The organism is Modestobacter excelsi, assembly GCF_005930495.1.
Taxonomy (GTDB): domain Bacteria; phylum Actinomycetota; class Actinomycetes; order Mycobacteriales; family Geodermatophilaceae; genus Modestobacter; species Modestobacter excelsi.
Genome location: NZ_SJEX01000053.1, coordinates 22,427 through 35,638, shown reverse-complemented (window position 1 = coordinate 35,638; position 13,212 = coordinate 22,427). Strand labels below are relative to the sequence as shown.

Below are 13,212 nucleotides of genomic sequence, written 5' to 3'. Positions count from 1 at the left end.
GGTCGGGCGGGACGAAGTAGCGTCTGCCGGGTGCTGCGCAACGACCCCGCCCAGTACGACGGCCTGGCCGACCAGTGGTGGGAGGGCCAGGGCGGCTTCGCGGCACTGCACTGGCTGGCCGCCTCGCGCGCCGAGAACATCCCGCCGGCAGCGCACCCGGACGCCGTGCTGGTGGACCTGGCCTGCGGCGGGGGGCTGATGGCGCCGCACGTCGCCCGGCTCGGGTACCGGCACGTCGGGGTCGACCTCGGCCTGGCCGGGCTGCGGGTGGCCCGGGAGCACGGCGTCCGGCCGGTGCGCGGCTCGGTGCTCGCGGTGCCGCTGGCCGACGGGTGCGCCGACGTGGTGGTCGCCGGTGAGGTGCTCGAGCACGTGGCCGACGACGTCACGGTGATCGAGGAGTGCGCGCGGCTGCTCCGGCCGGGCGGCGTGCTGGTCATCGACGCGCTGCCGGCGACCTGGCTCGCCGCCCTGCTCCTGGTGCGCATCGGCGAGCACGTGCCGGGTGGCCCACCCGCCGGCATCCACGACCCGGCGCTCTTCGTCGACCGGCGCCGGCTGCTCGCCGCCGCCGACGGCGTCGGGATCGACCTGCGGCTGGTGGGGCTGCGGCCCTCGGTGCGCGACCTCCTCGCCTGGCGGCGCGGTCGCCGGGCCGTCGTCCGGATGAAGCCGGTGCGCTCCACCGCCGTGGTCTTCGCCGGGTACGGCACCCGCCGATGAGATCGGCCGGGTGCCACCGGAGGGCACACGTCCGGACCCGCACGTACCGTCGGGGCATGATCGGGACTCTGCTGGTGGCGGGCTGGTGACGGCCGCCGTCGTGACCGGGGCCGGGCACGCGCTGCCGGCGACCTACGAGCAGGGTCAGGTCTGGGACGGGTTCTTCGCCGCCCAGTACGCCGGGCTGCGCGCGGCCGAGCGGGTCTTCCGGGCGGCCGGGGCCCAGCGGCGGCACGCCGTGGTCAACCCGGTCGACGAGGACGTCTCCGGCTGGGGCACCGGCGCCCGGATGGAGCGCTACGTCACCGAGGCGCTGCCGCTGGGCAAGCAGGCGGTCGCCGGCGCGCTGGACGCGGCCGGGCTGGCGCCGGGCGACGTCGGGCTGTTCGCCGTCGCCACCTGCACCGGCTACGCCACCCCGGGGCTGGACATCCGGCTGGCCAGTGACCTGGGCATGCCGCTGGGTCTGCAGCGGCTGCTGATCGGGCACATGGGCTGCTACGCGGCGCTGCCCGGCATCGCCGCGGTCAGCGACTTCGTGACGGCCCGGTCCCGGCCGGCGGTGCTGCTCTGCCTGGAGCTGACCAGCCTGCACGTGCAGCCGGCCGTCGCCGACCTGGAGCAGGTGGTCACCCACGCCCTGTTCAGCGACGCCGCGGCCGCGGTCGTCCTGGAGCCCGGGGCCGGCGGCGGACGCCGGGTCGCCGGCATGGTCGCCCGCACCGACCACTCCACCGCCGACCACATGACCTGGGACGTCACCGACCTCGGCTTCCGGATGGGCCTGTCGCCCCGGGTGCCCGACGTGCTGGGCCGGCACGTCGGCGGGGTGGTCGAGGAGCTGCTGGGCGGGGCGGGCCTCCGGATCGAGGACGTCGCGGGCTGGGCGGTCCACCCCGGTGGACCGCGGATCCTGGACGTCGTCCGGGACACCCTCGGCCTCACCGAGGAGCAGCTGGGCGCCTCCCGCAAGGTGCTGACCGAGCACGGCAACTGCTCCTCGGCGACGGTGCTGCTCGTGCTCGAGGAGCTGGGCGACGTCGACGGCCCGGTGGTCGCGATGGCCTTCGGCCCCGGCCTCACCCTCTACGCGACGCTGCTGCTGCCGGCCGGCTAGCCGAGGTGGGCCTGCTTGGGGGCCAGGCCGCGGAGGGCCTCGGCAGCCACGCGGTCGCGGTCCGCGCCCCCGGCGGCGACCACCACCGCACCGACCAGGCCCTCCACCAGCGGTGCGGAGCTCAGCACCACCCGGTCCCGGACGTCGTCGTCCAGGAGCTCCAGCGCCGTCTCGGCCGACATCACCGCGCTGCCGAGGTCCATGAGGACCACGACGCCGTCGCCGGAGTCGGCCGCGGTGATGGCCGCGGAGACGGCGACCGCGTCGGTGCCCAGCCCGCCGTCGTCGGTGCCGGCGGCCACCTCGACGGCCACCTCGGCGCTCGGCAGCATCTGCCGGGCCAGGGTGACGGCGGCCTCGGCGAGCGGTCGGCTGTGCGAGACGACGACCAGCCCGACCCGGGCCACCGGCGTCAGCCCCCGCTGCCGGACAGCGCGGTCACCGCGGCGTCCAGCAGCAGCGCGGTCGAGGTCGCCCCCGGGTCCTGGTGGCCGGCGCTGCGCTCGCCCAGGTAGCTGGCCCGGCCCTTGCGGGCGACCAGGGGCACGGTGGCGTCCCGGCCCTCACCGGCGGCCGCAGCGGCTGCCGTGAGCGCCGCGCCGAAGGGCTGCCCCTCGGCGAGCGCGGCCTCCAGGGCGTCGCAGGCCGGTGTCAGCGCGTCCAGCATGGTCTTGTCCCCGGGCTCGGCCTTGCCCCGGGCGATGACGCCGTCCAGCCCGGCCCGCAGCGCCCGGGCGAACGTCTGGTCGTCCGCCGGGTCGGGGCCCAGCGCCCCGGCCATCCGCAGGAAGAACGTGCCGTACAGCGGTCCGCTCGCCCCGCCCACCTTGCTGACCAGCGTCATCCCGACCTGCTTGAGCAGCGCAGCGGGGTCCGCGGGGGGCGACGCCTCCAGCGCCGCCACCGCCGCGGACATGCCCCGGTCCATGTTGGCGCCGTGGTCCGCGTCGCCGATCGCCGAGTCCAGCGCCGTGAGCTCGTCCTTGTGCTCCGCGATGGACCGCGCGAACTCGCGGACCCAGGCTCCCAGGGCCGCGACGTCGAGCTGGTCCGCCACCCTCAGACCCCCCACCGCAGGCCGGGGGTGCGCACCGGGGCGTCCCAGAGCCTGACGAGGTCGTCGTCCACCTTCAGCAGCGTGACCGAGCAGCCGGCCATGTCCAGGCTCGTCATGTAGGAACCGACCAGCGACCGCGCGACGGTCACCCCGGACTTCTCCAGCACCCGCGCGACCTCCGCGTACATCAGGTAGAGCTCGATGAGCGGCGTGCCACCGAGGCCGTTGACGAAGGCGATGACCCCGTCCCCGCCGGAGAACTCCAGGTCGCTGAGCACCGGCTCGACCAGCATCTCGGCGATCTCCCGGGCCGGTGCGAGCTTCACCCGGCGCCGGCCGGGCTCGCCGTGGATGCCCACGCCGATCTCCATCTCATCCTCGGGCAGGTCGAAGGTCGGCTTGCCGGCCGCCGGCACGGTGCAGGAGGTCAGCGCCATGCCCATGCTGCGGCCCTGGGCGTTGACCGTGCGGGCGACGTCGGCGACCTCGGCCAGCGGCCGGCCCTCCTCGGCGGCCGCGCCGGCGAGCTTCTCGAGCAGCACGGTCACGCCCACGCCGCGGCGGCCCGCGGTGTAGAGGCTGTCCTGCACGGCGACGTCGTCGTCGGTGACGACGGCGACCACCTCGGTGCCGGACTCGGCGGCCACCAGCTCGGCGGCCATCTCGAAGTTCATCACGTCACCGGTGTAGTTCTTCACGACGTGCAGGACCCCGGCGCCTCCGTCCACCCCCTTCGTGGCCGCGACCATCTGGTCGGGCACCGGTGAGGTGAACACCTCCCCGGCACAGGCGGCGTCCAGCATCCCCATGCCCACGAAACCGCCGTGCATGGGCTCGTGGCCGGAACCGCCGCCGGAGACCAGGCCGACCTTGCCCTGCCTCGGTGCGTCACCGCGGAACACGACCCGGTTCTCGTGGTCGATGCGCAGTTCGGGGTGCGCGGCCGCCATGCCCCGCAGGGCGTCGGCGACGACGTCGGCCGGGTCGTTGATCAGCTTCTTCATCGATGCTCCTGGGTCTGGGAGTGGCGCCGTCAACCGCGGGACTCGGTGCGCCGCTCGGCGGCGTCGGCCTCGCGGGGGATGGGGGTCCCGTGCCGCCCGCGGGCCTCGTCGAGCTCGGGGTCGGTGGGGGCCCGGCCGGGCTCCTGGTCCTCGTCGGAGACGGGCAGGTTGCGGCCGACGAGCAGGTCGTAGAGCAGCGCGCCGACGAGTGCACCGATGATCGGGCCCACGATCGGCACCCAGAAGTAGATGTCCCCGTTCTGGTCCCGCCACGCGCTCCCGTAGCCGGTGACGTAGGACAGCAGCCGCGGGCCCAGGTCGCGGGCCGGGTTGATGGCGTAGCCGGCGTTCGTGCCCCACGCCATCCCGATGGCCACCACGATCAGGCCGATGATGAACGGTGCCAGGTTCGCGCCCGGGGACGTGTTGCGCAGGTCGGTGATGGCCAGGATCAGGAACAGCAGGATCGCCGTGCCGATGATCTGGTCCCGGAAGGCGCCCCAGGTGCCCACCGGCAGGCTGCCGTTGCCCGGCAGCGTCGAGAAGATGCCCTGGGTGTCGATCGTGTGGTTCGGGTCGATCGCGGCGATGACCTCGCTGTAGTTCCAGCGCACCAGCAGGGCGGCCACGAACGCGCCGGCCGTCTGCGCGAGCGAGTAGGGCAGCACCTTGCGCCACGAGAAGCCGCGGAAGGCGGCGAGGGCGATGGTAACCGCGGGGTTGAGGTGGGCACCGCTGATCCGGGCCGCGACGTACACGCCGAGGACCACGCCGAGGCCCCAGGCCCAGGCGATGCTGTCGTGGTCGCCGATGCCGCCGGCCACGACCTGGGCCACGACGCCCACACCGAACAGGATGAGGATGAACGTGCCGGCGAACTCGGCGGCGAGTTCGGCCGCGAGGGTGCGCTGCTTCGGGGTCTCGACCACGGTGTCCTCCGCTGGAGGCTGGTTGGGGCACGGGATGCGCCTGGCGGGGGAAGGCTAGGAGTGATCCAGCTCGCACGGCAATGGTGTTCGTCCCGCATCGTCGGACAGCCGGCCGGAGAACGCCCAGCCAGGCGGCGGAGTGCTGCGAGGCGGCTGCGGGCAGGGCACACTCGTCGGATTCGAGCCTCCCGACGGGCGGCCGGAGAGGAGGGACCAGGGGAGGCGGCAGACCCAGCAGCGGTCCAACCAACACGGAGGAGCTCACTGATGGCAGGCAACAGAGGCGTTGCGTACATCGAGCCCGGCAAGGTCGAGGTACAGCAGACCGACTACCCGAAGCTGGAACTGCAGGACGGGCCGGGGGTGAACCCGGCCAACGTGGGGCGCAAGCTGAACCACGGCGTGATCCTCAAGGTGGTCACCACCAACATCTGCGGCAGCGACCAGCACATGGTGCGCGGCCGCACCACCGCGCCACCTAACCTGGTGCTCGGTCACGAGATCCTCGGCGAGGTCGTCGAGAAGGGCTCGGACGTCGAGTTCATCGACGTCGGTGACATCTGCTCCGTGCCGTTCAACATCGCCTGCGGGCGCTGTCGCAACTGCAAGGAGGGCAAGACCGGGATCTGCCTGAACGTGAACCCGGCCCGCCCCGGCGCCGCCTACGGCTACGTGGACATGGGCGGGTGGGTCGGCGGGCAGGCCGAGTACGTGACGGTGCCCTACGCGGACTGGAACCTGCTGAAGTTCCCCGACCGGGACCAGGCGCTGGAGAAGGTCCTGGACCTGACCATGCTCTCGGACATCTTCCCCACCGGGTTCCACGGCGCGGTCACCGCGGGGGTGAAGCCCGGCGCGACGGTGTACATCGCCGGCGCCGGTCCGGTCGGGCTCGCCGCCGCCGTCGGCGCCCAGCTGCTCGGCGCGGCCGTGGTGATCGTGGCGGACCTCAACGAGGAGCGGCTGGCGCAGGCGCGCAGCTTCGGCTGCGAGACCGTCGACGTCTCCAAGGGCGCGCCGCAGGACCAGATCGAGCAGATCCTCGGCGTGCCCGAGGTGGACGCCGGCGTGGACGCGGTCGGCTTCGAGGCCCGCGGGCACGGCGAGGGCGCGGGGAAGGAGGCGCCGGCCACGGTGCTGAACTCGCTGATGGAGGTCACCGCGGCCGGCGGGGCGATCGGCATCCCCGGGCTCTACGTGACCGGCGACCCGGGCGGCATCGACGAGGCCGCGAAGGTGGGCTCGCTGTCGCTCTCGCTCGGCACGGGCTGGGCGAAGTCGATCTCCTTCACCACCGGGCAGTGCCCGGTCATGCGCTACAACCGCGGCCTGATGATGGCGATCCTGCACGACCGGGTGCAGATCGCGAAGGCGGTGAACGCGACACCCATCTCGCTGGACGAGGCGCCGCAGGGCTACCGGGACTTCGACTCGGGAGCGGCGAAGAAGTACGTCATCGACCCGCACGGGATGGTCCGCGGCGCAGCGGCCTAGCGACGGTCCCAGCCGGCCCGGGGCACCTGCCCCGGGCCGGCCTCACCACAGGTCGCCGGGCCGCCAGTCGCAGACCAGCCGGGCAGAGGTGTCCAGCCCGGCCGGGGTGTGCGGCGTCGGCAGCACGAACACCGCCTCGCCGGGGCTGTCCACGATGCCCTCCGGGGTGAGCGCGGCGACGGCGCCGGTCCACCGGTGCCAGCCGCGCGCGGCGTAGAGCCCCACCGCCTGCCGGCTGGAGGACAGCGCGCCCAGCTCGAAGCCGCCGGTGACCAGCCGCTCCACCTCGGCCATGACCGCCGAGCCGATGCCGCGCCGGCGCCAGGGGGAGGCCGTCGCGACCGCCTCGACGTAGCCGGTGCGCAACGTGCGCTCCGCGGCGACCAGCTGCCGGACGACGACCGCACCGTGCCCGACGAGCTCGCCGTCCACCGTGGCGAGCACGTGCACGCCGCCCAGCGCGTGCGACCAGTCGTCGTCCCCGAAGCGCCCGGCGAAGGCGTCCTCCAGCAGGGCGCGGAGCCCGGTGAGCTCGGCCGGGGAGAGGTCGGCGGTGGGCGCGGCCCGCAGCCGGACGCCGGAGGTGGTCACGGCACCAGCCTGGCCGCACGGCGGTGGGAGCGCGAGAGAGCGGGTGACGAGAATCGAACTCGCACTGTCAGCTTGGGAAGCTGATGTTCTACCATTGAACTACACCCGCGACGCCCTGAGCTGCGCGTTCGCGCGCTGCTCGTGGCTTCGGCAGACAGCGTAGCAACACCCCCGCTCCTCCCCCGAACCCGGTGGGCTCCGGTCGGCAGGTGGCCGTGGCCGGTGGGGGACTCCCTAGACTCCGCGCCATGCTGCTGTCCGACCGCGACATCCGGGCCGCCCTGGCCGACGGCCGGCTGGGCCTGGCGCCCTACGACGCCGCGATGGTGCAGCCCTCGAGCATCGACGTCCGGCTCGACCGGTTCTTCCGGGTCTTCAACAACGCCCGGTACACCCACATCGACCCCGCCCAGCAGCAGGACGACCTGACCACGCTGGTGGAGCCCGCCGGCGACGAGCCGTTCGTGCTGCACCCCGGCGAGTTCGTCCTCGGGTCGACGCTCGAGGTCGTGAGCATCCCCGACGACCTCGCCGCGAGGCTCGAGGGGAAGAGCTCTCTGGGGCGGCTCGGGCTGCTGACACACTCGACCGCCGGCTTCGTCGACCCCGGGTTCTCCGGCCACATCACCCTGGAGCTGTCCAACGTGGCCAACCTGCCGATCACGCTCTGGCCGGGCATGAAGATCGGCCAGCTGTGCCTGTTCCAGCTGAGCTCGGCGGCCGAGCACCCCTACGGCTCGGCGGTCTACGGCTCCCGGTACCAGGACCAGCGGGGGCCCACGCCGTCCCGGTCGTTCCGGAACTTCAGCCGGGCCGAGACCCGGCGCGCCGCCTCGGGGGACGGGCTCCCCACCTGACGGGCGTCCTACGGCCGGATGAACTCTGGTGCGGGGCCGGATGACGGACAGCTGTCCGGGGTACAGAGGCTGCCATGGACCCCCGGGACACCGCTCTCCTGCTGCCGCAGCCGTCGGGCGACCGGGCCGGGAACAGCTCCTTCGACTGTGCCGAGGAGTCGGCGCACTACGCGTTCTCGGTCCAGTTGCTGCTCACCCAGTACGCCGCCGTGGTCCCGTGGCAGAGCGAGGGCGTGGCCGAGCTGGGCAGCGGTGACGCCCGGGCCATCGCGCACGTCGTCCGCGCCGTCCCCGGGCTGACCGTGCACGGCACCGACATCAGCGCGGGCTCGGTCGCGCGCGCCCGCCGGACCATCGACGACCTGGGGGTCAGCGACCGGTACACCGTCGAACTCGGCGACTTCTTCGCCTGGGCCGACTCCCCGGACGGCGCGCACACCTCCACCGTCATCGCCAACCCGCCCTACATCCCCGCGCCGGACGGCGACATCCTGATGCCGGAGCTGTGGGGCGGCTGGTACGGCAACGACCTGGTGCTGCGGCTGCTCAAGGCCGGCTTCGACCACCTGCTGGTGGCGCTGCCCAGCTACTCCGACCCGGCGGCGACCGTGGCCGCGGCCGGCGAGCTGGGCTACCGGGTGGCCAACTTCCTGGCGATGGGGCTGGAGTTCGGCGCGTACAGCGGGGAGCCCAAGGTCGCCGAGCACATCGCCCGGCTCACCGCCGAGGGCCACGGCTGGGCGGGCGAGGGCTCCTACGTGGTGGCGGTCGCGTTGCTCACCCGCTCGCCCGAGGTGCCGCGCGACCGGTCCACCGAGCTCCTCCGCGCCCTGCAGCTGCCCGTCTGACGCTCAGCGCTCCGTGACGACCACCGGGGGCTCGGCGCCGGCGACCTCGACGGTCGGCCCGGACGAGCCGTCCGCGGCGCCGGCGGCCAGCCCGGCGACCTCGTCGTCGACGTAGCGCTCGCGGCAGACCCCCCAGCCGGCGAGCAGCAGGAGGACCGCCCCGGCGAAGACCACCACGAACATCCCGGTGTAGCCGCCCGTGCTGCCGCGCAGGACGCCGACCAGCAGCGGCCCGGCGGCGGCGAGCACGTACCCGCCGCCCTGGGTCACGGTCGACAGCGCCGCCGTGGACTCCGGCGTCCGGGCGCGCAGCCCCATCAGGGTGAGCACCATGGCGAAGGTGCCGAGCCCCAGGCCGAGCAGGACGACCCACACCCAGGTGGCGGTGAGAGGGGCGACCGCCAGCCCCGACCAGCCGGCCACGAGGAAGCAGACGAAGGAGACGAGCAGGGGGCGCTGCAGGCGCTGGCGGACGGCGAGTGGCGGGACGAGCGCGTTGACCGGGATCGAGATCACGGCGTTCAGCCCGACCAGCAGGCCTGCGGACGACGCGGACATCCCCTGGTCGCGGAGGTACTGCGCCGTCCAGCCGATGATGATGTAGGCCTGCGTGGACTGCAGCCCGAACACCACGATCATCGCCCAGGTCAGCCGGCTGTGCAGCAGCGAGCGCATCCGGACGGAGGCGGGCCGGCCGGTGGCGGCGACCGGCTGGGCCGGGACGGCGAGCCAGGGCACCACGGCCACCAGGGCCAGCACCGCCCACACCGCGAGTGCCCACCGCCAGCCGCCCTCGCCGATCCGGCCGGCGATGGCCGCGGTGGAGCCGGAGGCCAAGGCGCCGCCGATCGCCATCGCCGTGCCGTACGCGCTGACCAGCAGCCCGGTGCGGGTGGGAAACCAGCGCTTGACCAGGCTGGGGAGCATCACGTTGCCGAGCGCGCCGCCGGTCATCGCGGCCGCCGTGCCCAGCAGGAACAGTGCGAACGAGCCGGCCGCCGCCCGGCCGAGCAGGCCGAGCGCCATCATCAGCAGTGCCGCGGCGAGCACGTGCCCGTCGCGGAACCGGGCGGCCAGCGGCGGCCCGGCGAAGCCGAGGGCGGCGAAGCACAGCACCGGCAGGGTGGTGATCACGCCTGCCGCGGCGGAGGAGACCCCCAGGCCGTCCTCGATCTCCTGCAGGACGGGCCCGACCGAGTTCACCGCCGTGCGCAGGTTCAGCCCGGTGAGCACGATGGCGACCCCGACCAGGAGCAGCACCCGGCGTGGCACGGGCGGTCTCGGCGGCGCGGTGGCGGTCACGTCCGGCCATCTTCCTCCAGCCGCGCGGAGCGGCCGGACACGGCCCCTGCTGCTAGCGCGTCCCGCTCACGGTGAGGGTGACCGCGGCGGCCCGCGTGGTGCTGCCGTCGGGCGCGAGCCGGAGCACGGCCAGCTCGTGCGGACCGTCCCCGGCCGGTGCGGCCAGCAGCAGCGTCGGGCTCAGGCACTGCTGCAGCTGCAGCGCGGGCCCGGCTGCCGTCGGGGTGTAGGAGACCGTGCTCCCGGCGTCCCCGCGGACCGGGGCGCCGTCCAGGGTGAGCACGTAGTCGGTGTCGTCGGGCCCGGTCAGCCGGAAGCGCAGCGCCTGCCCGGCGGTCACCCGGCTGCTCGCGACGGCGATGGCCGGGGTGTCGCAGTCGGCGGTGATCGGCACCTCCTCGGCGCCCCGGCTGCCGGCGAAGCCGAGCACCCCCATGACGACGGCGGCGACCGCGAACCAGGTCCAGTTCCGGCCGCGCCGGATGGGCGGGGTGTCGTTGGCCAGCGCCCGCTGGTCGTTGACGTCGCGGGCGTAGTGCATCCGGGTCCGCCGGTTGCCGGCCGCCAGCTCGGGGTCCTCCCGCCCGCGGACCCCGCCGAAGAAGGAGCTCACGGGTCCATCATCCCCGCGCCCGGTCCGGCGCCGTCCTCCCGCACCAACGGCCGTCCCCCTGCACCAACGCTGCTGCGGGGGGACGACCGCCTGACATCGAGTGACCTGATCACTGCTCAGGAGCCGGGGCCATCAGTCGTGCTGGGTGGCCGCCGAGCCGGTGCCCGCCGGGTCGTCGGGCTCGGTGCCCACGGCCGGCCCGGACTCGGTGCCCGGTGCCCCGACCGGGGCCAGCGAACGGAGCAGGATCTGGCTCACGTCGAGCACCTCGACGTGTTCCTTGGCCTCCCCGGCCTGCTTCTTGCTGGTGACCGCGTCGCTCAGCATCGTGATGCAGAACGGGCAGGCGGTGGAGATGACGTCGGGGTCGAGGTCGAGCGCCTCCTCGGTGCGCTCGACGTTGATCCGCTTGCCGATCTTCTCCTCCATCCACATCCGCGCGCCGCCGGCGCCGCAGCAGAAGCCGCGGTCCTTGCAGCGGTGCATCTCCTGGGTGGTGAGGCCCTGGACGGAGTCGAGGATCTCCCGCGGGGGTGTGTAGACCTTGTTGTGCCGGCCCAGGAAGCACGGGTCGTGGTAGGTCACCTTGCGGTCGACCGGGGTGACCGGGGTGAGCCGGCCCTCCTCGACGAGCTTGCCGAGCAGCTGGGTGTGGTGGACGACGTCGTAGTCGCCGCCCAGCTGCGGGTACTCCCGGTTGATCGAGTTGAAGCAGTGCGGGCAGGTGGCGACGATCTTCCGCCGGCCGGCCGGGCGCTCCTCGAACACCGCGTTGAGGGTCTCGACGTTCTCCATGGCCAGCTGCTGGAAGAGGAACTCGTTGCCCATCCGGCGGGCCGGGTCACCCGAGCAGGTCTCGCCCGAGCCGAGGACGGCGAACTCCACGCCGGCCATGTGCAGCAGCTCGGCGACGGCCTTGGTGACCTTCTTGGCCCGGTCGTCGATGGCGCCGGCGCAGCCGACCCAGAACAGGTACTCGACGTCGTCGGCGATCGCGCCGTCGACCTGCCGGACCTCGAAGTCCAGGTCCTTCATCCAGTCCTCGCGGACGTTGCCGCCCACGCCCCAGGGGTTCCCGCGGTTCTCCAGGTTGCGCATCATCACGCCGGCCTCGGAGGGGAAGCTCGACTCGATCATGGTCTGGTAGCGGCGCATGTCCATGATGTGGTCGACGTGCTCGATGTCGACCGGGCACTGCTCGACGCAGGCACCGCAGTTGGTGCAGCTCCACAGGACGTCGGGGTCGATGACCCCGCCCTCCTCCAGCGTCCCGACCAGCGGGCGGTGCGCCTGGGCGTCGTTGGTGCCCTCGATGCGGGCGTAGCCCGAGGCCCACTCCTGCTCGGCGCTGGGCTCGAGCGTGGTGAAGTCGGCGAAGTTCGGGGCGTCGTCGGAGGCCTTGGTCGCGCCGGTCAGGTACGGGGCCTTGGCGTACAGGTGGTCCCGCAGGTCCATCACGACCATCTTGGGCGACAGCGGCTTGCCGGTGTTCCAGGCCGGGCACTGGCTCTGGCACCGCCCGCACTCGGTGCAGGTGGTGAAGTCCAGCATCCCCTTCCAGGTGAAGTCCTCGATCTTGCCGCGGCCGAAGAGGTCGTCCTCGTCCGGGTCCTCGAAGTCGATCGGCTTGCCGGCGCTCATCATCGGCTGCAGCGGGCCCAGCGCCACACCGCCGTCGGCCTCGCGCTTCCAGTAGATGTTGAAGAAGGCGCTGAACCGGTGCCACGCGACGCCCATGTTGAGCACGCGGGAGATGGTGATCAGCCAGACCAGGCTCACCACGATCTTGACGAACGCGATGACGCTCAGCAGGTCGGGGTTGCCCGGGACGAGGTGGCTCAGCGCTCCGGACACCGGGTGCGACCAGCCGGGGGCGTCGGTCAGCCCAGCGGCGATCTTGACCGCCCGGATGAGCAGGATGCAGATGCCGATGGTGAGGACGACGGCCTCGACGAAGTAGCCGCGGCCCTCGTTCGTGCCGGCGAAGCGGCTGGCGCGGCCCTTGCGGCGCGGGTGGTCGAGCTGGCGCCGGATGATCAGGTAGACGATGCCCAGGACGGTCCCAGTGCCGATCACGTCGACGAAGAGGTTCCACAGGCTCCACTCGCCGATGAGCGGCAGGTGCCACTCCGGGTTCCAGACCTCGCCGAACGCCTCGACCAGGGTGAGGAACAGGCCGTAGAAGCCGAGGAAGACGAACCAGTGGGCGGCGCCGATGGCCGACCACTTCAGCATCCGGGTGTGGCCCAGGGACTCGACGGCGAGCGTCTTCAGGCGCGGGCCGACGTCCCCGGAGCGGGTGGGGTCGGGCTGGCCGGTCCGGAAGATGCGGAGCATCGCGCGGACCGCCTTGGTGGCGTAGACCACCGACACGACCAGCAGGAGCACGGCCAGCGTGCCGAGGACGATCTGCAACGGGCCCATGGGCTCCCTCTCGTGCGCGTGCGCAGGCGTCTTCGCCCACCCGGACGGACGATAACCGGGTCGCTGCAGGCTACTCGTCAGTAACACCAGGTCGCCCGGCACCCGGCGCCCGGGAAGAGGTGACCCGGTGGACCCCGGGAACACCGGCGCGCGGGCTGCCGTTACTCTGGGCAGGAAAGTTGAGCGGACCCGGCGCAAGGCTCCTGCGGCACCTCGCGGCAGCGCCCCCCCCGGCCCTCGGCTCCCGGACCAG

The 13,212-nt window shown here is 73.3% G+C and carries 13 protein-coding genes and 1 tRNA gene; 5 read left to right on the top strand and 9 right to left on the bottom strand.

What is annotated here, in order from left to right; genetic code table 11:
* Nucleotides 1–30 precede the first annotated feature (30 nt).
* Nucleotides 31–723, top strand: coding sequence for a methyltransferase domain-containing protein (locus FHL80_RS16710; RefSeq protein WP_138734505.1), 693 nt, complete (start codon nt 31–33; stop codon nt 721–723).
* An 85-nt stretch (nt 724–808) separates the two neighbouring features.
* Nucleotides 809–1,840: a type III polyketide synthase gene (locus FHL80_RS16705; protein ID WP_138734504.1), complete on the top strand. Its 1,032-nt coding sequence runs from the start codon at nt 809–811 to the stop codon at nt 1,838–1,840.
* On the opposite strand, the gene dhaM is transcribed toward FHL80_RS16705, so the two are convergent.
* Genes dhaM through FHL80_RS16685 form a run of 4 tightly spaced genes read right to left on the bottom strand, consistent with a single transcriptional unit; the run spans nt 1,837 to nt 4,830 of the window.
* Entirely contained in the window at nt 1,837–2,247 is a 411-nt protein-coding gene (gene dhaM / locus FHL80_RS16700) for a dihydroxyacetone kinase phosphoryl donor subunit DhaM (protein WP_138734503.1), read from the bottom strand. The genes FHL80_RS16705 and dhaM overlap by 4 nt on opposite strands.
* A gap of 5 nt (nt 2,248–2,252) precedes the next feature.
* Entirely contained in the window at nt 2,253–2,897 is a 645-nt protein-coding gene (dhaL, locus tag FHL80_RS16695; RefSeq protein WP_138734502.1) for a dihydroxyacetone kinase subunit DhaL, read from the bottom strand.
* 2 nt (nt 2,898–2,899) lie between these two features.
* Nucleotides 2,900–3,901, bottom strand: a complete 1,002-nt coding sequence (gene dhaK, locus FHL80_RS16690) for a dihydroxyacetone kinase subunit DhaK (protein WP_138734501.1) — start codon at nt 3,899–3,901, stop codon at nt 2,900–2,902.
* Between the two features lie 29 nt (nt 3,902–3,930).
* Nucleotides 3,931–4,830 carry an MIP/aquaporin family protein gene (locus FHL80_RS16685; protein ID WP_138734500.1) on the bottom strand — a complete coding sequence of 300 codons (900 nt, stop codon included), beginning with the start codon at nt 4,828–4,830 and terminating at the stop codon, nt 3,931–3,933.
* A gap of 267 nt (nt 4,831–5,097) precedes the next feature.
* On the opposite strand from FHL80_RS16685, the gene fdhA reads away from it, so the two are divergent.
* A complete protein-coding gene (gene fdhA / locus FHL80_RS16680; RefSeq protein ID WP_138734499.1) occupies nt 5,098–6,324 on the top strand; it encodes a formaldehyde dehydrogenase, glutathione-independent in 1,227 nt (408 codons plus the stop codon).
* A 42-nt stretch (nt 6,325–6,366) separates the two neighbouring features.
* On the opposite strand, the gene FHL80_RS16675 is transcribed toward fdhA, so the two are convergent.
* Together FHL80_RS16675 and FHL80_RS16670 are read right to left on the bottom strand one after the other, a co-directional pair.
* On the bottom strand, nt 6,367–6,915 hold the full coding sequence (locus FHL80_RS16675) for a GNAT family N-acetyltransferase (RefSeq protein WP_216870805.1): 549 nt from the start codon (nt 6,913–6,915) through the stop codon (nt 6,367–6,369).
* A gap of 38 nt (nt 6,916–6,953) precedes the next feature.
* A tRNA-Gly gene (locus tag FHL80_RS16670) sits at nt 6,954–7,024 on the bottom strand.
* 139 nt (nt 7,025–7,163) lie between these two features.
* Between FHL80_RS16670 and dcd the strand changes: the two genes are divergently transcribed.
* Entirely contained in the window at nt 7,164–7,772 is a 609-nt protein-coding gene (dcd, locus tag FHL80_RS16665) for a dCTP deaminase (RefSeq protein WP_138734498.1), read from the top strand.
* Nucleotides 7,773–7,846: 74 nt separating this feature from the next.
* Nucleotides 7,847–8,620, top strand: coding sequence for a class I SAM-dependent methyltransferase (locus tag FHL80_RS16660; RefSeq protein ID WP_138734497.1), 774 nt, complete (start codon nt 7,847–7,849; stop codon nt 8,618–8,620).
* Between the two features lie 3 nt (nt 8,621–8,623).
* Here FHL80_RS16660 and FHL80_RS16655 read toward each other — a convergent pair whose 3' ends face one another.
* From FHL80_RS16655 to FHL80_RS16645, 3 genes are all read right to left on the bottom strand, one after another.
* The gene (locus tag FHL80_RS16655; RefSeq protein WP_246078736.1) at nt 8,624–9,922 is read right to left on the bottom strand and encodes an MFS transporter; all 1,299 of its coding nucleotides are present in this window, start codon (nt 9,920–9,922) and stop codon (nt 8,624–8,626) included.
* A 52-nt stretch (nt 9,923–9,974) separates the two neighbouring features.
* On the bottom strand, nt 9,975–10,535 hold the full coding sequence (locus FHL80_RS16650; RefSeq protein WP_138734496.1) for a hypothetical protein: 561 nt from the start codon (nt 10,533–10,535) through the stop codon (nt 9,975–9,977).
* Nucleotides 10,536–10,667: 132 nt separating this feature from the next.
* On the bottom strand, nt 10,668–12,959 hold the full coding sequence (locus tag FHL80_RS16645; RefSeq protein WP_138734495.1) for a (Fe-S)-binding protein: 2,292 nt from the start codon (nt 12,957–12,959) through the stop codon (nt 10,668–10,670).
* Nucleotides 12,960–13,212 lie beyond the last annotated feature (253 nt).